Genomic DNA, 21,851 nt, shown 5'->3' on the forward strand with positions numbered 1-21,851 from the left:
TGTACCATTTATTTTAAAATAGCCTTACTTTTATGCGTCTATTTTGAAGTCATCCCGAATATGCTCGTACTAAGGGTTCACCTATCTTTTTATTTCATGAGGGGGAAACAAGTTGGGTGCAAAACGAATGAGCAACGCTGTATTTGCAGGAGTAGCAACAATCTTAGTGATGGCTTTAGCGATTAGCATTATCTTTTCGCTTATTTTAAAATTCACATCGCTTGAAGAGCAATCCGTACGTTTATTTTTACTTATTCTCTCATTTATTACACTGTTTATCGGAGGATTTATCGCGGGAGGCCGAAACGGTTCAAAGGGACTTCTCGTTGGAGGAGCCACTGGTGTTTCTTATTCTTTTTTAATGTTTTTACTACAATTCCTCGGCTATAGTCACCTGTTTTCTGCACAGCAGCTCTTATTTCACGCTGGATTTATTGGAGTCGCTATTCTAGGGGGAATTGTTGGCGTAAACATTGCCGGTTCACGAGAAGCATAAAAAAACGTCACGTACATGTACGTGACGTTTTTTTTATTAATCTACGCTTCTTACTTCACGAATAGCATTGCGGTCAAACGTTAATTTTGAACCGTCAGTGCTGCGAACCACAACTTGTGACTCATCAATTGCGTCTACCAAACCGTGCATACCGCCAATTGTAACAACCTTATCACCTTTTTTAAGTGCTGATTGCATTTGCTGTACGTTTTTTTGACGTTTTTGCTGTGGACGGATTAACAAGAAATAGAAAATGACAAACATTAAAAGTAATGGCCAAATATTTTGTAAAACTCCCATGAAAACTCCTCCTTTTATTTATATTATCAACAGGTACTCATTCATAAATTTGATGAAAATTCCTGTAGTGACCTAGAAATTCTTTGCGTCCGGGCCGTTAAACCCATATTTTTCAAAGAACTCATCGCGGAAATCGCCAAGTCGGTCTTCGCGAATGGCTTCACGGACTTGCTCCATTAAGTTTAGCAGAAAATATAAGTTATGGTAAGATGTTAAACGAATTCCAAACGTTTCATTACAACGAATTAAGTGGCGAATGTACGCTCTTGAATAATTTTGACACGTGTAGCAGTCACAGTTTGGATCAATCGGACCGAAGTCTTCTGCATATTTTGCATTTTTAACAACAAGACGACCTTCGCTTGTCATAAGCGTTCCGTTACGTGCAATACGCGTTGGTAATACGCAATCAAACATATCAATCCCGCGAATCGCTCCATCAATTAACGAGTCAGGTGATCCCACTCCCATTAAATAACGTGGTTTGTCGGTTGGTAAATATGGCGTCGTAAACTCAAGCACACGATTCATTACATCTTTTGGTTCTCCAACTGACAGCCCTCCCACAGCATAACCTGGGAAGTCCATTGAAACTAAATCTGCTGCACTTTGACGGCGTAAATCTTCAAACTCTCCGCCTTGAACAATCCCAAAAAGACCTTGGTCTTGAGGGCGGCTGTGAGCCTCAAGGCATCGCTCTGCCCAGCGGCTTGTGCGTTCAACTGAACGTTTTAAGTAGTCATATTCTGCTGGATAAGGTGGGCATTCATCAAATGCCATCATAATATCAGACCCAAGCGCATTTTGAATGTCCATCGCTTTTTCTGGAGATAAGAAAAGCTTGTCTCCATTCAAATGGTTGCGGAAATGAACGCCTTCTTCTTCAATACGGCGCAAATCACTTAAGCTGAAAACTTGGAAGCCGCCTGAATCCGTTAAGATGGGACGATCCCAGTTCATAAATTTATGAAGGCCACCCGCTTTTTTAACAATTTCATGACCTGGACGAAGCCATAAATGATACGTATTACTTAAAATAATGCCTGCCCCCATTGCTTTTAAATCTTCCGGAGACATTGTTTTTACTGTAGCTAATGTGCCTACTGGCATGAAAATAGGCGTTTCAAATGAGCCGTGAGGCGTATGGACAATCCCTAAACGCGCTCCTGTTTGTTTACAAGTTTTTATATGTTCGTAACGAATTGCTGTCATTGATGTATTCCTTTCATGTTAAATTACAAAATTAGCATCGCGTCGCCGAAGCTGAAAAAGCGATACTTCTCTGCTACAGCTTGTTCATAGGCAGAAATAACGTTTTCTCTTCCTGCTAAGGCACTTACAAGCATAATGAGCGTAGATTTTGGAAGGTGGAAATTTGTAATCATTCCATCAATTGCTTTAAATTCATACCCTGGGAAGATAAAAATATTGGTCCAGCCTGAAGAAGCAACAAATTTGCCGTTATGCTCAGTTGCAATCGTTTCAAGGGTACGGGTAGAAGTTGTGCCTACTGAAATAATGCGACCGCCTTTTTCGCGTACGCTGTTTAGTAAAGCAGCAGTTCCTTCACTCACTTGATAAAACTCTGAGTGCATATCGTGTTCTTCTAAGTCGTCAACGCTGACTGGACGGAATGTACCCAATCCGACATGAAGCGTTAAAAATGCAATATGCACACCTTTTTCTTTTAACTGTTCAAGCATCTCTTCTGTAAAATGAAGACCTGCTGTTGGCGCTGCTGCAGAACCTTGTTCGCGAGCAAAAACCGTTTGGTAGCGCTCTTGATCATCCAAGCGTTCTTTAATATAAGGCGGCAGCGGCATTTCTCCCAGTTGTTCTAGAACCTCATAAAAGATGCCTTCATAGTTGAATTCTAACAAACGTCCGCCTTGGTCGCTCGTTTCTTTACATACAGCTGTCAGACGTCCGTCACCAAACGAAATAACCGTGCCTTCTTTTACTCGTTTAGCCGGTTTTACAAGCGTCTCCCACGTATCGCCTTGTGTTTGTTTTAAAAGCAATACTTCAATATTAGCACCTGTATCTTCTTTTGTCCCAAATAATCGTGCAGGAAGAACACGCGTGTCGTTTAACACTAAACAATCTCCTTCTTGCACATAATCAAGAAGGTCATGAAACATATGATGCTTCACATTTCCTGTTTCTTTGTTTAATACCATGAGTCTTGACGCATCTCGCTGCTCAAGCGGCGTTTGGGCAATCAATTCTTCTGGTAAATGAAAATCAAATAAATCTACTTTCAAAATGTTCACCTGTTTCTACTTAATTATTTAAATTTGCCAATTACATAAAAAATAAGTGATAACACAACGCTTACTAGAATACATGTCACAATCGGGAAATAAAAGGTTGTATTTCCTTTTTTGATAAAAATATCGCCAGGAAGCTTGCCAACGAACTGCCATAACAGCCCAATGACGACTAAAATGCCCCCTAATGTGATAAGCATCTTAGGCATATCATTCACTGATCAGGCACCTCCAGCTGAAAATGATCATAGACCAAAGGCGTCACAATTCGTCCTCGAGGCGTTCGCTGCAAAAAGCCGATTTGCAATAGATACGGCTCGTATACGTCTTCAATTGTGTGAGACTCTTCACCAATAGTAGCCGATATTGTGTCTAACCCTACAGGGCCGCCCCTAAATTTTTCGATAATCCCTCTTAATAATTTATGGTCAATATGATCAAGACCTAAACGGTCCACCTGCAACATTTCTAATGCTTCGTTGGCAAGCCTTTCGGTTATGGCTCCGTCTCCTTTGACCTGAGCAAAATCTCTGACTCTTCGAAGCAAGCGATTCGCAATACGCGGAGTTCCCCTAGCACGTCTAGCCATCTCAAACGTAGCTTTCTCATCAATCTCTACATCTAAAATAGCGGCTGTTCTTTCTACTATCGAAGCAAGATCTTCTTCTTGGTAATATTCTAAACGGCTTAAAACGCCGAAGCGATCACGCAAAGGAGAAGATAAAAGCCCTGCTCTTGTCGTTGCACCTACTAGCGTAAACGGAGGCAAATCCAGACGGACAGAACGTGCACTCGGTCCTTTTCCAATAACAATATCTAAACAGAAATCTTCCATTGCTGGGTACAGTACTTCTTCAACCGAACGATTTAATCGATGAATTTCATCAATAAAAAGCACATCTCCAGGCTCTAAGCTGGTTAAAACTGCGGCTAAATCGCCTGGACGCTCAATAGCGGGTCCTGAGGTCGTTCGGATTTGCACGCCCATTTCATTAGCGATAATAGTAGCAAGAGTTGTTTTCCCCAACCCTGGAGGACCATATAAAAGCACGTGATCTAACGTTTCGCTTCGCATTTTGGCAGCTTTAATAAAAATGTCCAGATGGGATTTTACTTTATGCTGACCAATATACTGCTGTAAGGTTTGCGGCCGCAAACTTTGCTCGATGATTTCTTCTTCACCAAGAACATCTCCCGTTACAATACGATCGTCCATTTTACTCCTCCCTTACTTATTGTTTCAATAATCGCTTTAACGCTTCTTTAATATACTGATCCGTTGTCATCGTTTCCTTCATTAAAGCCGGAACAATTTTTTTGATTTCTCTTTCTGCATAACCTAATACTTTAAGTGCTTCAATCGCTTCATCGAGTGCTTCTGAACTTTGAGATTTGACTTCTTGTGCGTCCAAATCTGCAAATAAAGAAGGAACGGCATCTGGTACAATATCATGCAGCTTTCCTTTTAAATCTAGAATCATCTGTCGAGCTGTTTTTTTACCTACTCCTGGAAACTTAACTAAAAACTTCTCGTCTTCCTCTTCCACAGCTTGGACAACCTGCGCTGGATTACCTGACGCTAAAATAGCTAAACCGCCTTTTGGGCCGATTCCTGAAACGCTAATTAACTTCATAAATAAATCCTTTTGTTCTCGGGAAGCAAACCCGTAAAGTGCAATTACGTCTTCTCTTACATATTGATAGGTGTAAACCGTCTTTGGTTGTTCATCAATTGAAAATACATATGGATTCGGCGTAAAGACTTGATAGCCTATCCCGTTGTTTTCGATTACTACATACTCAGGATTTATATATGTAACAGTGCCTTTGATATAATCAAACAATAAGCTCTCTCCTTAATCACGTACGCGCGGGCAGTGACCTTCAAATTTGCCTACGAAGAATCCTGCCCGCATCGTTCTCTATTTTCCTTTAAAGCTGCTTTTTAAAAAGACGTTCAAGAGAACGTTTGCCTCTTTCCATCTTTGACAACCTATTTTTACAATAGCTGTAAAAAGTAGAACCGCACACTTTTATTGATGAATGACCTTTTAAAATATATACAATACTAGACTGCTGAATACCATTTTAACATATCGCCAAAAGCAAATAGAAGCAATTTAGAATGTTGAATTCAATAATTATTTTACCATACTAAAAAACGGCTGCTTGATTGAAAGCGGCCGCTGCTGGAGCTGATAGATTTTATAGAAATTAATGAGGGAAAGATATTCATCTTTTGATTGAACGCGAATACCTTTCTTTAATTGTTCATGCTGATAGCTCTCAAGCCTTTTGATGTCAATTTGAAAAAACGATTGTATAATGTGCTGCGACGAAGCTGGTTTGCCTTCAAATGCTGAGAGAATACCATTAACAGAAAGCCCTACATAACCGTTCTCTTTTAAAATAGGTGAAATATCGTCTATGCTTGTTCTAAAAACTAGCTCTTGATCCGTTTCTTTAAGCAGTCGCCAATTTTTATATTTTTTCATTAATTGTTTTTTCGTCATAGAAGGGCTTTTGATCACCTCTTGACTTACGACTCCATCCACATACACGCGCTCAAGAAATAATGTCATCGGCTCCTTTTCATTCGCATCTGCACGGTATGGCATTATACAAAGCACAACACTTACTAGCATTAAAAAAGCTGCTTGATGAATGACTTTCTTCACTCACCTTCACCTCACACGTTAATCATACTCTTTTTAGTATTATCTAAAAAGGTTTTGTGAAAATCTACACTAATAGTTTGACCTACTTATTTTCTTTTATCCTCTTATTTTATGAAGCAAATCCCTTTTACGATATTATGTTAAGAAAACATGGAGTATTTGTTACATTTGCACACTATTTGTAAAATTTTCTCTTAAACGTTTTAATTAAATTTTCGCAGGGTATGTACATAGTGGAAGTAATTGTAAGGACTTCTATTATCTATTTTCATAAAAAAGGGAGCTGAAGTAATGAGAATGAATAAACGTGTAGTCGGAACTTTTTTTTCAGAGAAAGAAGCTTTAGATGTTATCCATAATTTAAAGCGTCAAGGTTATCGAGAAACAGATATTATGGTTATTTCTAACAGTAAAAGCAATACATTTCAAATAGGTCACGATACAAATGTAATTATTGAAGCTGGTTCACCTGCCGTAAGTTCATTAGCTGGCGTCATGATGGATAACTTTTTTACCATGATGACAGGCGGCATGGGGCTCAAACAAGGAAACGGCTTGAAATCAAAATTAATCCGCATGGGCATACCAGACTTCTCAGCCGTGCAGTGCGAGACAGATGTAGCTGCTGGTAAAATTCTAATCTTGATAGATGCCGTAAGCTCTGAACAAACTCCAGCGTACGGAACCTATACGGAACACAACGAGCATAGAGCCGTCCAATTACGTGAAGAAAAATTAGATGTCTTAAAAGAACGCGTCCAAGTCGGTGAAGTAAAACTCCACAAAAAAGTAATAGAGGAAGAAAGAACTGTACACGTTCCTGTTACGAGAGAAGAGTTTTATATTGAACGTCGCCCTGTAGTTGACGGAGACTATAACGCTGGGCCACTTACAGAAGATGAAATTATTCGTGTTCCAATCATGGAAGAACGAGTAGAAATAACCAAAAGACCAGTTATTGTTGAAGAAGTAATTATAGGAAAAAAACTTATTCAAGAAACAAAAGAATGGACTGAAACGATTAAGAAAGAAGAAGCAAGCGTAGAACCTGATGGACTCGCGAGCCCTGAAGTATACGAAAATATGATGAACTATACAGACCATACTTACGCTCAAGTTTCTGCAGCTCTAGCAAGCGACGTGGAAGCTGAATACGAAAATAGTCAGACAACTAACAACGAGAAGCCAAACACACAAGCTAATGAGACAAGCTCTTCTGCAAAAAATGTAAAAAATACAAAGAGTGTCGCTACGGCACCAGCAGATACGAAAAAAAGAGAAGGTCGCCTCAAACAAAATGAAACTAACGCTCAAAAGGAAGAAGCGGAATCCAAAACAACAAACAAATCTGCTTCTAACAAGAAAAATTAATAGTTACATGTTCGAGGAATAGCTGCCTGGCTTCAATGGCAGCTTTTTTATATGTCTTCTCATCAAAAAAACAGCCGTCCTTCACAGACAGCTGCTTCTTCATTTAACGATGTTTATGATTGACATTCTCATCAACTGATTCAAATAGACCATTGAAATTAGTTTGAATCGTATTTCGGTCTTTTCCATTTCGAATATCGTCATCAAGAGAACGAGCGTTCATAAATACATCATGATCTACTTTTACTTGAACATTGTAGTCCTTTGCAATAGGCTTTACTTTATCGAGCACGTTTTGTTTTAAACGGCCGTTATTTATGTCTTTGGCCGGATCTACAGCAACTAATAGCTGATCTCCACGGACAACGGCGCGGCTATTTTCTACACCTTTAACGCTTGCAGCTCGATCAGCCACTTTTTCCGTAAAGTCTTTTGGATAATCTTCACCATAATACATATTAGCAACGCCATTTGTACGATCATTTGTATTATTGATGTTTCCATAAGGGTTTGTCGGATTGTCAAAACGTCCATCACTTACGTTTAACGGATAATTAGGTGTTCCATTCCCATCTAAAACTTCAGTCATTGGACCTTTCGGATTATCTACGCGATGTTCATTCGCTTTTTCATTTGTATGATAGCCAACAGGCTGTGTCGTATCTGTATAGCGCTGTTCCATACCTTGGTCTTTGTTATTGCAAGCGCCAAGTCCCATCATACATGCAAAAGCTAAAGAAGTTGCTACATACCTATTCAACATAATCGCCCCCTAATTTAAGCTCTACTTACTCTGAGCTTACTATTAGGATTAAAAGACGAGCCGTTTCTTATTCGATGAAGTGTTTATAAACTCTTTACATGTCATGTAGGTTTTGTAAGTGCTGGTAAATCACTCGATAAAAACGTGTACGCTGGGACCATTCTTCAACCGATTGCTGCATTAATCTTTGACGGTTTGCCCATGATAAAGCAGAGGCATTTATATTCCAGTTTCTCATCAGCATCGATGGAAATAGCAAAGAAGCAAGAAAAAAACGCTGCTTGCTTAATTCTTTTATTTTCGAGTGTTGAAGTAGTTCTTTCATCGACCACTGGACGTAAGGCAAAAAGCGCTGGGCAAGCTGGACATAGTCATAAAGAGCAGGAGCTTTAGCCGATAAGTCAAAATCAATCATAACAATACCCAAGTGGTTTGTTTTCAAGAAATTATGTGAAGCAACGTCACCGTGAATAATGGAACAGTTTAACCCACTATCTTTGAAGCGCTCCATTAAGACTAAAGCTTTTTCTCCCCAAGTCGCAATGTCTTTATATACATGAAATTGATTAAATTCCCTAAATACATGTGATGTTTCTCGAAAAGAAGAAAGCCGCTTTTTCCATTTTAAAATAAGGTCATACTCAGAAAGCTTTGTATACGCGGCTAGTTTCTTTTTATGAACTTCTCCATGATAGCGAATCAATGTTTGTAATACTTCTTCCCGATCCTGAAAACTTTCATACGTTACCTCTTTTACTTGCTTAACAAAAGGCATCATCGCCCAGTACAAATGACGGTCCTTTATATAAAGTTCACCTTCTGGGTAAGCTTCGAAATTAACAGCATACCCTTGTTGAATCTGAGATAAAAAATGATAAACATGTTCAATTTTACCTTTGTCTCTGTATGCTTTTATTACTTTTTTTCCTTTATTCGTATCCGCTATGATAACATGAGGCTTTTTCATACGATAGGTCTCAACGTGAATATCTCTTTTTTTCAAATAGAGAAAGAGACGATTTAAATTAAAATCGTCTCGTGTATAATAATCAATCTTCATCTTCGTCGTACTCATCGTATTCTGGAATACTAAATGCATTTGGATCAAACGCAGGATACGGAGGTACACCAATCATGCCATATGGGGCTGGATAGGGTGCCCTTGGGTCCTGAAAGCCATAAGGTACCTGCTGTTGGTACTGTGGATAAGGCTGCTGTGGTGCATAGTCTTCAGGTCTTGGTTCACCGCATCCGCAGTCTCCTTGCTGCTGCGGCGCATAGTGCTGCCCATAATGGTAAGGCGCGTTTCCATAACCATCGGAAGAACTTTCATAATGGCCACCCGTCATAGCTCCTTGCACTTGTGGATACATCGGTGCTTGATGATAGGCCGGATAAACGGGCTGCTGATATCCCCATGGAGGCGGACAAGGAGAACATTGTACCGGTCCATAGCAGCTGTGTGGCATCATTGGATACATTGGCATCGGTGCCATGTGAGCGCCCATCGCATGTTCTTCAAACGACTCGTTTTCATAACCGTGATGATACATTGGAGCCTGTTGATACATTGGCATTGGATATGGCTGCGGTGCATACATTGGCGGAGGACACGGCATGTAATTAAACCCGCAGCCTGGCATTACAGGCGATATCGGCATGATTGGGTAACATGGCATTTGAGGAGGCATTTCTATACTCTCCATCTCAGGACTTTCTGGCGATTCATGCTTAGGTAGTTCTTTTGGTGCTTCTTTTTTTGGAGCCTGCATCGCCATATTAACGGTGTAATAATTGTTAATATCAATCTCAGGTGCAATTGGCTTTAATTTAGGAAGCTTTGGCGCAACTGGCATTTCTTTTTTAGGCTGCGCAATTGGTGCTTCTTTTTTAGGCTGCGCGACCGGCGCTTCTTTCTTTGGCTGCGCAATCGGCGCTTCCTTTTTCGGTTGAGCAATCGGTGCTTCTTTCTTTGGCTGTGCGATTGGTGCTTCTTTTATTGGTTGCATAAACGGTGTTTGAGCAGGCTGATTAGCTGACTTTTTCTCATCCGGACTTTCATCAATTTCCGTTACTGGATAAGCTTTTGTGGATTGGTCACTATAAGGGTGTTGAACTTTAGGCATTTCTTTTATACCAGGTGAAGGAGCTCCTTCTTTTTGAACAGGCACTCCGCTTGTCGGCACTTTAATTTTCATTCCAGGCATGATCATGTCTGGATTGCTTAATTGAGAATTCGCTTTTTTTAACTCTTCAAAATTAACCCCATACTTTTCAGCGATTTTCCAAAGGGTATCCCCTTTTTGAACGATATGGATTTTCAACGTCATTCCCCTCCCGAGTAGAGTCTCTGCCATCTATATGTGCAAAATCAAAGTAAGTTCTGTTTGTTCATCACAAGATATGCCTTGAACCATTTTTTTATTCATTTTGCCCACAGTTTGGTTCAAGTTTTTATGATAAAGAAAAAAAGACTTATCAACACAAACAATATGTCAATAAGTCTTCTTTTAGACCTTCTCTTTTTAATTGTCTTAAAAATCTTTATGCTCGTTCTAACATATTCGTTAGCGCTTTGATCGCCCCTTGTGCTGTATGTTTATCCACCTTGATTTGATTCACTTCTGTTCCTTCTTCGATGCTTTCTAAAGCCCACAGCAAGTGAGGCAAATCAATTCGGTTCATCGTCAAACAAGGACACATATAGGGATTAAGCGAAACAATTTCTTTATCCGGATGACTGTTGATAATCCGTTTTACTAAGTTCATTTCCGTGCCAATGGCCCATTTAGAGCCTGAAGGGGCTTTTTCAATTGTATCAATAATATATTTTGTAGAACCTGCATAATCTGATTTTTGCACCACTTCATAAGAACATTCCGGATGAACAATAATATTCATCTCAGGCTGCTTCTCGCGTAAATAATCAATATTTTTAACCGTGAAATTTTCATGCACAGAACAGTGACCTTTCCACAGAATCACCTTGATATTGTTTATATCCCCTTCATATTCAAGCATTTCTTCAATAGGATTCCAAATGGCCATTTCATCTAGTTCAACACCTAAATCATAAGCTGTGTTTCTGCCCAAATGCTGATCTGGCAAAAAGAGAATGCGCTCTTTTTTAGAAAATGCCCACTCCACCATATTTTTTGCATTTGAAGATGTTACAGTTGCCCCATCATGTTCGCCTACAAAAGATTTAATTGCAGCTGTAGAATTCACATACGTAAGCGGAATAATTGTATCTCCGAAAAGATCCTGTAAGACAGGCCATGCCTTTTCTGTTTGCTGAATAGTAGCCATATCAGCCATTGAACAGCCAGCTCGCATATCGGGTAAAATGACTTTTTGATTTTCAGCTGTTAAAATATCAGCTGTTTCTGCCATGAAGTGAACGCCGCAAAACACAATATGCTCAGCTTCTCTATTTTCAGCTGCTATTTGAGCCAGCTGTAAGGAGTCTCCTACCGCATCTGCAAATTCGTACACTTCATCTTTTTGATAATGATGGCCGAGCAGAAACAATTTGCTTCCGAGCTTTTTCTTGATTTCTAGTACTCTTCTTTTCATTTCATTTTCTGTGAGCTCTATATATTTAGCGGGCAGCGTTTGCTGCTGAAGCGTTTGTAATAAACTCATGATTTCCTGTTCCCCTTTCTGTTAATAAGTCCAAGCTGATATCGATAGCCCCTGCTGAATGCGTTAAAGCTCCAAGTGAAATATAGTCCACTCCGCTGTCTCTAAAAGAATGGAGCGTGCCAAGCGTAATTCCACCGGATGCTTCTGTGACAATATGAGCGGGAACCAGTGGTATCCAATCTTTAATGACTTCTGGAGAACAGTTATCGAACATAATGACATCTGCTCCTGCCTCTATTGCTTCTAGCAACTGACTTTTGTTTTCAATTTCTACTTCCACCTTAACCATATGTCCAACCTGCTCTCTTACTTTCACAACAGCGTCTAGAATAGATCCTGCATGTGCAATATGGTTATCTTTTAACATGACGCCATCGTACAATCCAAAACGATGATTATAACCTCCTCCAGCACGAACGGCATACTTCTCTAACATTCTCATACCAGGCGTTGTTTTTCGCGTGTCACATATACGCGTATGTGAGCTGCCAAGCAGCGCTACGGCTTTGTCCGTCATCGTGGCAATGCCACTCATTCTTTGAAGTAAGTTTAAGATTACCCGTTCACCGGTCAAAATAGATTGCACGGGTCCTGAAACGGTAGCTATTTTATCTCCAGGATTAAGAACATCTCCATCTTTTTTCTCCAAATTCACTTTCACGTTAGGGTCTATTAAATGAAATCCTTCTTTAATCAATTCCACTCCTGCGATAATACCTGATTGCTTTGCCGTGAACACAGCTTCCCCTTGGTCAGACGGAGAAAAAATAGCTTCACAGGTTATATCTCCATCTCCAATGTCTTCTATAAAAAAAGACTGCAATAGTTTTTGTAATTTCAACGTGTTCATTGTGCTACCTTCACCTTTCTTTTTAGATTTTCTTGCTTATAAAATCAATGATTGTTTTGTTGAAGCAGCAGACTGCTTAATAATTCGCTTATGCTCCCATTCTTGGTTTTCATGCGGAAAGTCACTTCGGTAATGACCTCCTCTACTTTCTTTTCTTGCAAGAGAGGACTCGGCAATAAGCAGACCTGCAGTTAGCATATTGCAGATGGTCGCAGCTTTCCTCGAATATATAACTTCTTGGTCAAGAGGTATTCCATCCAGATAATTTGTGAATTCATGCACAATAGTAGCCAATTCGTTTTCATGACGAATGATTCCTACACAATCCATCATTTTATGCTGAATTTGTCTTGTGGCAGGCAGTGTTTTAGGCACGTCTTTATAGATGTAACGGACGGGGGGATAACGAGATATCGTTCTCGCTTTATGTAAAATATGACGCCCTGTCCGTTTTCCAAATACAAGACACTCTAACAATGAATTGCTTGCTAGACGATTTGCTCCATGAACGCCTGTAGAAGAAGCTTCCCCCACGGCATACAATCCTTCAACGCTTGTTTGTCCGTAACCATCTACTTCAATTCCACCCATTAAAAAATGTGCGCCTGGAGTAACAGGTATTCGTTTTTTGTCCAGTTGAATTTTATACTTCCGACACAGTGCCGTAATCGTAGGAAATTTTTGTTGGAAATGAGCCACTTTTTCAATGTCTAAAAATATGGATCTTCCTTTTTTTATTTCATTAAAAATTGTCCTTGCTACAACATCTCGCGGTGCTAAATCCTTAAAGGGATGAACGCCTTCCATTATGCGTTCATTCCATTCATTTACCAGTACGCCACCTTCACCTCGAACCGCTTCGGATACTAGACCTTTCGCTTCATTTTGATACAAAAGCGTCGGATGAAACTGAACAAATTCTAAGTCCGCTAATTTTGCTCCAGCCCTGTACGCAAGCGCTAGCCCATCTCCCGTCGCAAGCGGCTGGTTGGATGTATGCTTGTACAAAGCGCCGATTCCTCCGGTAGCAATAACCGTTTGACGAGCATGATATATAGTAATTTTATTGTTTTCCCCTTGTCCAATAGCACCTCTGCACGTTCCATCTACAGTTATTAAATGCTGAATCATTTCGTTTTCAATCACTGTAATATATGGCAGTACTTCTTTTTTCAAAAAAGCGAACAGCGCTTGTCCTGTTGCATCCCCGCCTGCATGGAGAATACGATTCGTACGATGGGCTCCTTCTTTTCCAAAATGCAGCGTACCATCTGGATTTTTATCAAACTTCATTCCTTTATGAATCAATTCATTTACTACAGCCGCACCTTCTTCCACTAAAGTGCGTACCGCTTGTTCATTGCAATGCTTATTGCCCGCAACCAACGTATCATAGAGATGTTCACTCCAGTGATCGCTGCTTCCAATAGCAGCTGCTACTCCGCCTTGAGCAAGAACTGAGTTATTGCGGTCAATTTTCCCTTTCGTTACCATTACAACTCTGTTATGACGACACAGTTCATAAGCTACAGAAAACGCTGCTAATCCGCTTCCAATAATTAAAACATCCGTCTCTAACATTTTACACCTCTTTATTTACATGTGTCTTGACACCTATATTTACATATTATTAAATGAAAGACAAGAAGTTTTTTTATCGGAGGGAGAAAATGATTTATCTGGACTATGCAGCAACAACGCCAATGAGACAAGAAGCAATTGAAGTATATACTGAAGCGGCAACAAGCTATTATGGAAACTCCAGCAGTCTTCACACACTTGGAACACAAGCAGAAAATTTACTTACGCTATGCAGAAAAAAATTAAGCCTGTTAGTAAATTGTCGAGAGGATGATCTTTTTTTTACAAGCGGGGGAACAGAAGCTAATTACTTAGCTATTCGTTCTCTTTTAAAAGGAAAAAATGATGAAAGAAAACATATAGTGACAACGAAACTTGAACATTCTTCGGTGCTTCATACGTTGCAGCAGCTTGAAAAAGAAGGATTTTCCCTATCTTACGTACCTGTAGATCAAAACGGAGTTGTGTCTGTAGACGACTTAAAGAAGACGATTCGACCTGATACTGTGCTAGTAGCCATTCAGCACATCAATCATGAGCTGGGTACAATTCAGCCAGTTGAGGATATTGGCCATTTTTTATCTAAAAAAGAAATTCTCTTTCACTGTGATTGTGTTCAATCTTTTGGTAAGCTTCCTATTGATGTTAAAAAGCTCAAAGCTGATAGCATCTCAGTCTCTAGTCATAAAATTTACGGACCAAAAGGTGTAGGAATGGTATACATGAATTCAAGTTCTTCTTGGAAGCCTATTTACCATAAAGCAACTCATGAAAAAGGCTTTCGCCCTGGGACTGTAAATACAGCGGGCATTGCTGCCTTTACTGCAGCAGCTGAATACGCATATGCAGAAATGAAGACCGTTCAAAGCCATTATGAGCGCTTAAAATCGTACTTACTAGAAAACCTAGAGCCTCTTGCTCCTTTTATAGAAGTAGAAGGCCTTGGGAACTCTCATTTTCCTGGAATTATGGGACTGACGTTTTCAAACATACAGGGTCAATATGTTATGTTACAATGTAATCGTCACGGAATTGCTATCTCTACGGGAAGTGCCTGTCAGGTAAATCAGCAGGAACCATTAGCTTCTCTACTTGCGATTGGCAAATCAACTGCGAATGCTAAGAATTTTGTCCGTATTTCATTCAGTCAACATTCAACGTTTAAGCATATTGATCGACTCATATCCGTTTTTCATTTATTACAGCAAGAATTTATGAAAGTGTAAAAGGAGGGATTAAAGGTGCCAGAAACTCAAAAGAAAATTCTTGGAGAAGAAAGAAGAGAACTTATTCTACAATGGTTAAAAACAGAGAATAAACCAATGACAGGCAGTGAGCTTTCGAAACGAACGAACGTTAGCCGCCAAGTCATTGTACAAGATATTTCGCTGCTTAAAGCTAAAAATGAGCCCATTATCGCAACAAGCCAAGGATATATTTACATTCAAAATCCATCTCAAACTACCGTGCATCAGCGAATTATTGCCTGTCAGCATACGCCAGAAGATGCTGAAAAGGAGCTTCTCCTGCTTGTTGACCACGGCGTTCTCGTAAAAGATGTAACCGTTGAACACCCTGTGTATGGTGAATTAACGGCTTCCGTTATGATTCAAACCCGAAAAGAAGTAGAAACGTTTATAGAAAAAATTCAAGAAACAAACGCAACTTATTTATCTCAGCTAACAGATGGGATTCACCTTCATACGATTGAAGCAGATACAATTGAAAAACTGAATGCTGCCTGCTTAGCTCTTGAAGCAGAAGGCTATTTAGTTTCGAATGAATAAAAAGGTGTTATAACAAAAAAAAATCCCGCTTTAAAGCGGGATTTCTGTTTCAAGTAGTGTATGGGGATAGCTTCCTAAAAGCTCTACGCTACAGCCTAGTGCCTCAAGTTCAGCCATAGCCCCAGGGATTAATACTTCATCCATTTTTTGTTCAATATCAACGATAAAGAAATAGTTTCCAAGCCCTGTTTTCATAGGACGGGATTCAATTTTAGACAGATTTAGCTTACGCCAGGAGAAGGCTGAAAGCACTTGATGAAGCGCTCCTGCCTGATCAGATGGAAGTGTAATCATTAACGTTGTCTTGCACCCGTTTCCAGCTAAAAATGGCACCTCTTGCGCTCCATCTTTATGCAAAATAACAAATCTTGTTGTATTATGATCATAATCATGAATGTTCGGGCAGGCAATATGTAATCCATATTCATGGGCTGCTAACCCATTCGCAATAGCTCCAATATTAAGCTCAGGGTGTTCGCTTACATACTTCGCAGCAAACGCCGTTGATGTCATCTCTTCTACTGCAGTTGACGTACATTCTCCGTGTAAAAATTTATGACACTGCGCAATTGCATGAGGATGAGAATAAATCGTTTCAATGTTTTTCCACTGTTCTGCACGAGATGGATGAACCATTAAATGCTGACGAATCGGAAGCACAATTTCCCCAACAATTGGCAGACGACGTTCATGAATAAGATAATCAAGTGTTAAATTTACAGATCCTTCAAGTGCATTTTCTAACGGTACAATTCCATACTCAATTTCTCCGTTATCCACTGCATCAATGCACGCTGGAATTGTTTTGTATGGAATATGGTCGTGCTGTTTAAATACGCCTTGGACGGCTACATGTGTAAATGTTGCCTTTGGTCCTAAATATCCTACTTTCCCCACAATCATGCCTCTCCTTATCTATATCTGTTTGCCATTATGCCCCTGAACCAAGCACGTCCACTTTATCTACAAACTCTAAGCTTTTCAGTCTTCGCAGCATTTCATTTAATTCAACATTCATGCTTGCTGTATCTAATGAAAGAGTTACGTTGGCACGCCCTTGTAAAGGGATGGTTTGGTGAATCGTTAACACATTGCATCCCGATGATGCAACGGTGCTCAATAAATGTGATAAAGTTCCTGATCGATCTTCAATATGAAAAAATAGTGAAATAATTCGCTGTTTGACAACCGTCTGAAACGGAAAGACCGTGTCGCGGTACTTATAAAAAGCACTGCGACTCAAGTCTACGGCTTGTACAGCATCTGCTACCGATTCAGCTTTTCCCCGTTCAATTAACAGCTTCGCATCCAATGTTTTTTTCATCGCTTCTGGTAATACATCTTCGCGAACTAAATAAAACTGCTTATCGCTCTTATGCAAGTAAAGCCCCTCCCCTTATCCTATGAACAACAATTAGTCAATAAATTCAAATTCATATTCAAACAGCTTTACAATGTCGCCATCTTTTGCTCCTCGTTCACGAAGGGCTTCATCGACGCCCATGCCTCGAAGCTGACGCGCAAATCGACGAACGGATTCTTCACGTGAGAAGTCGGTCATCTTGAATAATTTTTCGATTTTTTCACCGCTTAATACGTATGAGCCATCGCTATCACGCGTAATAACAAATTCCACTTCTTTCTTTTCATGCTTGTACAATACGCGGTGCATAGATAGATCTTCCTCTTCTTGCATTGGGAATTCCGGCGTAGTCTCTACAAGATCAGCTACTGTAAATAACAGTTCGCGGATTCCATTACGCGTTGCTGCAGAAATTGGGAAGACTTTCACTTCGTCTCCTACTTTTTCTTTGAATGCAGCTAGATTCTCTTCAGCTTGCGGGATATCCATTTTATTTGCTACCACTACTTGCGGACGTTCAGTTAAACGCATATTATATTGACGCAGCTCTTCATTAATAGTTAAGTAATCTTCATATGGATCGCGGCCTTCTAAACCTGACATATCGATTACATGGACAATAACGCGGGTACGTTCAATGTGACGTAAAAACTGATGACCTAATCCTACACCTTCATGTGCACCTTCGATTAGCCCTGGTAAATCTGCCATCACAAAACTGCGATTGTCTTCTGTTTCAACTACTCCTAAATTCGGATTAATTGTTGTAAAATGATATTCAGCAATTTTTGGCTTTGCAGCAGACGTTACGGATAATAACGTTGACTTTCCAACACTTGGAAAACCAACTAATCCTACATCAGCTAATACTTTTAATTCAAGAATTACATTTCTCTCTTTACCTGGCTCTCCATTTTCTGAAAGCTCCGGTGCTGGATTTGCAGGTGTAGCAAAACGCGTATTCCCACGCCCTCCGCGTCCACCTTTAGCAATCACTGCGCGCTGGCCGTGCTCAACTAAATCAGCAATCGTTTCGTTCGTATCTTCATCTAACACAACCGTACCTGGTGGAACTTTTACAACCATCGGCTCAGCGTTACGTCCGTGCTGTCCTTTTGACATTCCATGTTCACCGCGGCTTGCTTTAAAGTGACGCTTATAGCGGAAATCCATCAGCGTACGCAATCCTTCTTCTACTTCAAAGATGACATCTGCACCGTGACCACCGTCACCACCTGCAGGACCTCCTTTTGGTACGTACTTTTCGCGACGAAAGGCAACCATTCCATTTCCTCCGTCGCCACCTTTTACATATACCTTGACCTGATCTACAAACATTTATTTTTCACTCCGTTCTATATCTTAGCTCCTGCAATAGCAAAAGCGCTGTTAACTTATTGTGAGCATAAGGCTAAATTCATCTTCAGACATATGCTGTTCAACCAATGCAACTCCTTGAGCGCACTCATAACATTGTAGCTTGTTTTGTAGCTTCTGTATATCTGTTAGTATTCCACTAAAGTCAAAAAAGAAACGAATTCCCTGTTCTTCAATGCATACTGAAATACTCAAATAGTTTTCTGCATGATAATCAACATATTTTTCGAGTGCTTCTGTCAAATAGCAACACCAGTTGTATACGAACTCATCGTATTGTGATAAATCCTTCAATTCTCCGAGCACTTCCACATCTAAGCGAACAGCATGGTTATTCCAATGATAGGTCATAACAAAGCCCGCAAACAGTCGCATATTGATGTTTGTTAACTTGGATTCATGTTTGGATTCATTTACAATTTCTTCAATGATTTCATTCGCTCGATCAAGCCGATTCAACGCTAGATTGCCTTTGATTAATTGCAGCTTATTTAACCAATCATGCCGCGCATATCTTAATACCTCTACGACATCCCATTCTTTTTCCATCTTAGCACTCCTAACTTTGACTCGAGCATAAGTATTTCACAACGCTGACAAACATCTCGTATCAATCTTCTTAGATATGTTCGATTATAACAAATTCCAATGGGTAATAGGTGAAATATTCTACAAAAAGAAAACTCTAACCTACTTGGGTTAGAGTTTTCTTTTTGTATCTTATGCTTCTTGAGCAACAGGGTATACAGATACTTTTTTACGGTCACGACCGAAACGTTCAAATTTAACGATACCGTCGATTTGAGCGAATAAAGTATCATCTCCACCACGACCTACGTTTGCACCTGGGTAAATTTTAGTACCGCGTTGACGGTATAAAATTGAACCACCAGATACGAATTGGCCATCAGCACGTTTAGCACCAAGACGTTTCGAGATTGAATCACGACCGTTTTTAGTACTACCTACTCCTTTTTTAGAAGCGAAGAATTGAAGGTCTAATCTTACTAACATGACATCCACCTCCTGTTTAGTTGTCGTTAATTTTTATATAATTACTGTAATCTAATTCGATCGTTTTCAGTGAAACAACCATACCTTCTAATAGCAATTGAATCTGTTCCAATGTGAACGAATCCACATCTTTTGGAATCTCACAACGGAGATACCCACCATCTCCACCTTGCTCTAAGTGCGGTTCAACCCCACTTATTGAAAAGATAGCATTAATTGTTCCAAATGAAACTGCAGATGCTCCCGCACAAACAAGATCTTTTCCGTGTTCGGAAAAGTCAGCATGTCCACTCATCGTGAATCCGTCAACTTTCTTATTTGCATCACGAGAAATCGTCACCTTAATCATTTGTTATAATTACGCGTTGATAGCGTCGATTACAACTTTTGTGTAAGGTTGACGGTGACCTTGCTTACGACGATAGTTTTTCTTTGCTTTGTATTTAAATACAGTGATCTTTTTAGCGCGACCTTGTTTTTCAACTTTAGCCGTAACTGTTGCACCTTCTACGAAAGGAACACCAACTTTCACGCTGTCGCCACCTACAAATAATACTTTGTCAAAAGTAACTGTTTCGCCTTGTTCACCAGCAAGTTTTTCAACGTAGATTGCTTGACCAGCCTCTACTTTAATTTGTTTACCACCAGTTTCAATAATTGCGTACATTCTCTGCACCTCCTCTAAAAACTAAGACTCGCCATCACAGGTGTTCAAGTGAACTTAAAACCTGTTCTGAGCGGTTGTAGCACGGGTGCTACAAACCAACATATTAAATCTTACTACAAATCAAAGGTTAGTGTCAATTGGAATTCATGTTTTCTTCTAAAATTTTATATAGAAGCAGAGACCCTTTTTTGGATCTGCTCATTCGACCCCAATTGACGCAAAACAAATGGGTTTGTATAATCATCGCTTGGCGTAAGATATACGGTTTTTTTTACCATTTTTTCTAAAGCGTTGAGAAATCCTTGAGCCTTCATTTCATTTATAACATCACTTCGCGTCTCAATCCAAATAGCCTCTTCTTCCGCGCCGCGATGTTCCCAAATTACACGTTCAATTTGAAAAGCAGCCGTTTTGGAATCAATCATTTTACCGGTTCCTTCACATACTTCACAAGGCATAGTTAGTGTTGATCCAATACTATTACGCACTTTCTTCCGCGTTAATTGCAATATGCCGAGCTCTGTAAAGCCAACTACATTCGTCCGCACTTCATCTTGTTCACATAGCTTTTTCATGTACCTTTCTACTTCTGTCCGATCTTCTTTATGAGGCATATTTATAAAATCAATTAAGATCATGCCGCCTAAGTGACGTAATTGCATCTGTTTGGACAGTTCATACGCAGCTTCCATATTTGTTTGAAGCATTGTCTTTCGAATATTATCTTTTCCTGAAAACTTCCCCGTGTTCACGTCCACGACCGTCATCGCTTCCGTTTCGTCAATAACGATATAGCCTCCGCTTTTGAGCCACACGATTCGCTTTAAAAGCTTCTCTATTTGCCGTTCCACATCGTAAAAAGAGAAAATATTTTCATTTCCTTTATAGTACTCTATTGATGAGTTAGGGTAGGTAGTTTGAAGATGCTGATATAGGTCGAAGTCATCTACTACTATCCCATCAATTCCTTGTTGAAGTGCAGCTTGCACTCTTGTTTCGAGAAAATCTTGTCCTTTGCTGACTAGGGCAGGAGCTTTCATTCCCTGTGTCTGTCGTTCAAGGCGCTCATATTTTTTCTGTAGCTCTTTTATTTTATGTTGGACCGCGGCTTCTGATTTTTCTGCAATCGCTGTTCGAAATAAAAAGCCCTCCATCCCTTGTTTTAACCGCTCACCAAGCTGTTTCCACTGTTGTCGTTGTGGCTTCGCTATTTTTTTGGATACAGCGACATAGTTTCCGTGCGGTAAATATACAAGCTCATCAGAAGAAAATTCAATGATACCCGTCAGCTTCGGCCCTTTTGTCCCAATGCCTTCTTTTACAACTTGAACCAATACTTTTTCTCCTTCACGAATAAAAGCAGACATCGGCTGCTGATCTTTGTGAGGATTCTCTGACTGCTGATAGGATACAAGTTCATTTCGATGAATAAATCCGTTCATTGATAAACCGATATCGATAAAGGCTGCTTGCATATTCGGCAGTACTTTTACTACTTTACCCCAATATATATCACCAATAATTTGATTCTCGCTTTGTTCTTGTAAATAGATTTTTTCTAGTGCTTTATCGTTTATCACGGCTATACGTTTTGAAGAAGTAGCCGCGTTAATAATACATGCCTTCACATACATTGCCTCACTTTAATCTAAATTCACAGGAAAAAGTTCGGTCAGTGCAACCGAACTT

25 protein-coding genes and 1 other annotated feature are annotated in these 21,851 nt (G+C 39.9%); of the genes, 4 read left to right on the forward strand and 21 right to left on the reverse strand.

The window, feature by feature from the left end; all coding sequences use genetic code 11:
• Positions 1 to 112 precede the first annotated feature (112 nt).
• On the forward strand, positions 113 to 496 hold the full coding sequence (locus ACFX40_RS10795; RefSeq protein ID WP_013085105.1) for a TIGR04086 family membrane protein: 384 nt from the start codon (positions 113 to 115) through the stop codon (positions 494 to 496).
• Between the two features lie 36 nt (positions 497 to 532).
• On the opposite strand, the gene yajC is transcribed toward ACFX40_RS10795, so the two are convergent.
• The 7 genes from yajC to ACFX40_RS10830 form a co-directional block, all read right to left on the reverse strand.
• Positions 533 to 796, reverse strand: coding sequence for a preprotein translocase subunit YajC (gene yajC, locus ACFX40_RS10800; RefSeq protein ID WP_013059316.1), 264 nt, complete (start codon positions 794 to 796; stop codon positions 533 to 535).
• A 72-nt stretch (positions 797 to 868) separates the two neighbouring features.
• Positions 869 to 2,008, reverse strand: a complete 1,140-nt coding sequence (tgt, locus tag ACFX40_RS10805; RefSeq protein ID WP_013059317.1) for a tRNA guanosine(34) transglycosylase Tgt — start codon at positions 2,006 to 2,008, stop codon at positions 869 to 871.
• A 23-nt stretch (positions 2,009 to 2,031) separates the two neighbouring features.
• Complete coding sequence (gene queA, locus ACFX40_RS10810; protein WP_025750588.1) at positions 2,032 to 3,060, reverse strand: tRNA preQ1(34) S-adenosylmethionine ribosyltransferase-isomerase QueA; 1,029 nt, start codon at positions 3,058 to 3,060, stop codon at positions 2,032 to 2,034.
• 23 nt (positions 3,061 to 3,083) lie between these two features.
• Positions 3,084 to 3,284: a DUF2905 domain-containing protein gene (locus ACFX40_RS10815; RefSeq protein WP_013059319.1), complete on the reverse strand. Its 201-nt coding sequence runs from the start codon at positions 3,282 to 3,284 to the stop codon at positions 3,084 to 3,086.
• Complete coding sequence (gene ruvB / locus ACFX40_RS10820; RefSeq protein WP_013059320.1) at positions 3,281 to 4,282, reverse strand: Holliday junction branch migration DNA helicase RuvB; 1,002 nt, start codon at positions 4,280 to 4,282, stop codon at positions 3,281 to 3,283. The genes ACFX40_RS10815 and ruvB overlap by 4 nt, the downstream gene beginning before the upstream one ends.
• Before the next feature lie 16 nt (positions 4,283 to 4,298).
• The gene (gene ruvA, locus ACFX40_RS10825; protein ID WP_013059321.1) at positions 4,299 to 4,910 is read right to left on the reverse strand and encodes a Holliday junction branch migration protein RuvA; all 612 of its coding nucleotides are present in this window, start codon (positions 4,908 to 4,910) and stop codon (positions 4,299 to 4,301) included.
• Between the two features lie 297 nt (positions 4,911 to 5,207).
• On the reverse strand, positions 5,208 to 5,744 hold the full coding sequence (locus tag ACFX40_RS10830) for a BofC C-terminal domain-containing protein (RefSeq protein ID WP_028410578.1): 537 nt from the start codon (positions 5,742 to 5,744) through the stop codon (positions 5,208 to 5,210).
• 291 nt (positions 5,745 to 6,035) lie between these two features.
• On the opposite strand from ACFX40_RS10830, the gene ACFX40_RS10835 reads away from it, so the two are divergent.
• Positions 6,036 to 7,115, forward strand: coding sequence for a YsnF/AvaK domain-containing protein (locus tag ACFX40_RS10835; protein ID WP_013085108.1), 1,080 nt, complete (start codon positions 6,036 to 6,038; stop codon positions 7,113 to 7,115).
• 103 nt (positions 7,116 to 7,218) lie between these two features.
• Here ACFX40_RS10835 and ACFX40_RS10840 read toward each other — a convergent pair whose 3' ends face one another.
• The 6 genes from ACFX40_RS10840 to nadB form a co-directional block, all read right to left on the reverse strand.
• The gene (locus ACFX40_RS10840; protein ID WP_028410577.1) at positions 7,219 to 7,878 is read right to left on the reverse strand and encodes a YhcN/YlaJ family sporulation lipoprotein; all 660 of its coding nucleotides are present in this window, start codon (positions 7,876 to 7,878) and stop codon (positions 7,219 to 7,221) included.
• 94 nt (positions 7,879 to 7,972) lie between these two features.
• Positions 7,973 to 8,938, reverse strand: coding sequence for a phosphotransferase (locus ACFX40_RS10845; RefSeq protein ID WP_225049510.1), 966 nt, complete (start codon positions 8,936 to 8,938; stop codon positions 7,973 to 7,975).
• Complete coding sequence (gene safA / locus ACFX40_RS10850) at positions 8,928 to 10,208, reverse strand: SafA/ExsA family spore coat assembly protein (protein WP_050688557.1); 1,281 nt, start codon at positions 10,206 to 10,208, stop codon at positions 8,928 to 8,930. The genes ACFX40_RS10845 and safA overlap by 11 nt, the downstream gene beginning before the upstream one ends.
• A 214-nt stretch (positions 10,209 to 10,422) precedes the next feature.
• On the reverse strand, positions 10,423 to 11,523 hold the full coding sequence (nadA, locus tag ACFX40_RS10855; protein WP_028410574.1) for a quinolinate synthase NadA: 1,101 nt from the start codon (positions 11,521 to 11,523) through the stop codon (positions 10,423 to 10,425).
• Positions 11,480 to 12,373, reverse strand: a complete 894-nt coding sequence (gene nadC, locus ACFX40_RS10860) for a carboxylating nicotinate-nucleotide diphosphorylase (RefSeq protein ID WP_098333386.1) — start codon at positions 12,371 to 12,373, stop codon at positions 11,480 to 11,482. Before nadC ends, nadA begins: the two co-directional genes overlap by 44 nt.
• Before the next feature lie 36 nt (positions 12,374 to 12,409).
• Entirely contained in the window at positions 12,410 to 13,954 is a 1,545-nt protein-coding gene (gene nadB / locus ACFX40_RS10865; RefSeq protein WP_377254912.1) for an L-aspartate oxidase, read from the reverse strand.
• 89 nt (positions 13,955 to 14,043) lie between these two features.
• Between nadB and ACFX40_RS10870 the strand changes: the two genes are divergently transcribed.
• Both ACFX40_RS10870 and ACFX40_RS10875 read left to right on the forward strand, forming a co-directional pair.
• Complete coding sequence (locus tag ACFX40_RS10870) at positions 14,044 to 15,180, forward strand: IscS subfamily cysteine desulfurase (protein ID WP_221840673.1); 1,137 nt, start codon at positions 14,044 to 14,046, stop codon at positions 15,178 to 15,180.
• 15 nt (positions 15,181 to 15,195) lie between these two features.
• Entirely contained in the window at positions 15,196 to 15,741 is a 546-nt protein-coding gene (locus ACFX40_RS10875; protein WP_028410570.1) for a transcription repressor NadR, read from the forward strand.
• Between the two features lie 30 nt (positions 15,742 to 15,771).
• Here the strand turns inward: ACFX40_RS10875 and pheA are convergent, their stop codons facing one another.
• The 8 genes from pheA to ACFX40_RS10915 all read right to left on the reverse strand — a co-directional run bounded on the left by pheA (position 15,772) and on the right by ACFX40_RS10915 (position 21,796).
• Entirely contained in the window at positions 15,772 to 16,644 is an 873-nt protein-coding gene (pheA, locus tag ACFX40_RS10880) for a prephenate dehydratase (RefSeq protein WP_028410569.1), read from the reverse strand.
• A 28-nt stretch (positions 16,645 to 16,672) separates the two neighbouring features.
• Positions 16,673 to 17,122 (reverse strand): ACT domain-containing protein, encoded by a 450-nt coding sequence (locus ACFX40_RS10885; protein ID WP_013059332.1) that lies wholly within the window; start codon positions 17,120 to 17,122, stop codon positions 16,673 to 16,675.
• A gap of 33 nt (positions 17,123 to 17,155) precedes the next feature.
• The gene (gene obgE / locus ACFX40_RS10890; protein WP_013085117.1) at positions 17,156 to 18,442 is read right to left on the reverse strand and encodes a GTPase ObgE; all 1,287 of its coding nucleotides are present in this window, start codon (positions 18,440 to 18,442) and stop codon (positions 17,156 to 17,158) included.
• A gap of 51 nt (positions 18,443 to 18,493) precedes the next feature.
• A complete protein-coding gene (locus ACFX40_RS10895) occupies positions 18,494 to 19,030 on the reverse strand; it encodes a Spo0B C-terminal domain-containing protein (RefSeq protein WP_013085118.1) in 537 nt (178 codons plus the stop codon).
• 171 nt (positions 19,031 to 19,201) lie between these two features.
• Positions 19,202 to 19,495 (reverse strand): 50S ribosomal protein L27, encoded by a 294-nt coding sequence (gene rpmA, locus ACFX40_RS10900; RefSeq protein WP_013059335.1) that lies wholly within the window; start codon positions 19,493 to 19,495, stop codon positions 19,202 to 19,204.
• Between the two features lie 16 nt (positions 19,496 to 19,511).
• Positions 19,512 to 19,844, reverse strand: a complete 333-nt coding sequence (locus tag ACFX40_RS10905) for a ribosomal-processing cysteine protease Prp (RefSeq protein WP_013059336.1) — start codon at positions 19,842 to 19,844, stop codon at positions 19,512 to 19,514.
• A 9-nt stretch (positions 19,845 to 19,853) separates the two neighbouring features.
• Positions 19,854 to 20,162: a 50S ribosomal protein L21 gene (gene rplU / locus ACFX40_RS10910; RefSeq protein ID WP_013059337.1), complete on the reverse strand. Its 309-nt coding sequence runs from the start codon at positions 20,160 to 20,162 to the stop codon at positions 19,854 to 19,856.
• Between the two features lie 14 nt (positions 20,163 to 20,176).
• Positions 20,177 to 20,248 (reverse strand) — a sequence feature (ribosomal protein L21 leader region).
• Positions 20,249 to 20,326: 78 nt separating this feature from the next.
• Positions 20,327 to 21,796 carry an Rne/Rng family ribonuclease gene (locus tag ACFX40_RS10915; RefSeq protein ID WP_377254915.1) on the reverse strand — a complete coding sequence of 490 codons (1,470 nt, stop codon included), beginning with the start codon at positions 21,794 to 21,796 and terminating at the stop codon, positions 20,327 to 20,329.
• Positions 21,797 to 21,851: the final 55 nt, after the last annotated feature.

The organism is Priestia sp. YIM B13552 (assembly GCF_042787775.1).
Lineage (GTDB): Bacteria > Bacillota > Bacilli > Bacillales > Bacillaceae_H > Priestia > Priestia megaterium_E.

Bases quoted from the DNA above. Each gene is read 5' to 3' on its own strand.
- ACFX40_RS10905 (WP_013059336.1), bottom strand. From the start codon at position 19,844: ATGATTAAGGTGACGATTTCTCGTGATGCAAATAAGAAAGTTGACGGA.
- pheA (WP_028410569.1), bottom strand. From the start codon at position 16,644: ATGATTGTGGGGAAAGTAGGATATTTAGGACCAAAGGCAACATTTACA.
- rpmA (WP_013059335.1), bottom strand. From the start codon at position 19,495: ATGTTAGTAAGATTAGACCTTCAATTCTTCGCTTCTAAAAAAGGAGTA.
- nadC (WP_098333386.1), bottom strand. From the start codon at position 12,373: ATGAACACGTTGAAATTACAAAAACTATTGCAGTCTTTTTTTATAGAA.
- ACFX40_RS10870 (WP_221840673.1), top strand. From the start codon at position 14,044: ATGATTTATCTGGACTATGCAGCAACAACGCCAATGAGACAAGAAGCA.
- safA (WP_050688557.1), bottom strand. From the start codon at position 10,208: ATGACGTTGAAAATCCATATCGTTCAAAAAGGGGATACCCTTTGGAAA.
- tgt (WP_013059317.1), bottom strand. From the start codon at position 2,008: ATGACAGCAATTCGTTACGAACATATAAAAACTTGTAAACAAACAGGA.
- yajC (WP_013059316.1), bottom strand. From the start codon at position 796: ATGGGAGTTTTACAAAATATTTGGCCATTACTTTTAATGTTTGTCATT.
- ACFX40_RS10915 (WP_377254915.1), bottom strand. From the start codon at position 21,796: ATGTATGTGAAGGCATGTATTATTAACGCGGCTACTTCTTCAAAACGT.
- rplU (WP_013059337.1), bottom strand. From the start codon at position 20,162: ATGTACGCAATTATTGAAACTGGTGGTAAACAAATTAAAGTAGAGGCT.
- obgE (WP_013085117.1), bottom strand. From the start codon at position 18,442: ATGTTTGTAGATCAGGTCAAGGTATATGTAAAAGGTGGCGACGGAGGA.
- nadB (WP_377254912.1), bottom strand. From the start codon at position 13,954: ATGTTAGAGACGGATGTTTTAATTATTGGAAGCGGATTAGCAGCGTTT.
- nadA (WP_028410574.1), bottom strand. From the start codon at position 11,523: ATGAGTTTATTACAAACGCTTCAGCAGCAAACGCTGCCCGCTAAATAT.
- ACFX40_RS10840 (WP_028410577.1), bottom strand. From the start codon at position 7,878: ATGTTGAATAGGTATGTAGCAACTTCTTTAGCTTTTGCATGTATGATG.
- ACFX40_RS10895 (WP_013085118.1), bottom strand. From the start codon at position 19,030: ATGGAAAAAGAATGGGATGTCGTAGAGGTATTAAGATATGCGCGGCAT.
- ACFX40_RS10845 (WP_225049510.1), bottom strand. From the start codon at position 8,938: ATGAAGATTGATTATTATACACGAGACGATTTTAATTTAAATCGTCTC.
- ACFX40_RS10835 (WP_013085108.1), top strand. From the start codon at position 6,036: ATGAGAATGAATAAACGTGTAGTCGGAACTTTTTTTTCAGAGAAAGAA.
- ruvB (WP_013059320.1), bottom strand. From the start codon at position 4,282: ATGGACGATCGTATTGTAACGGGAGATGTTCTTGGTGAAGAAGAAATC.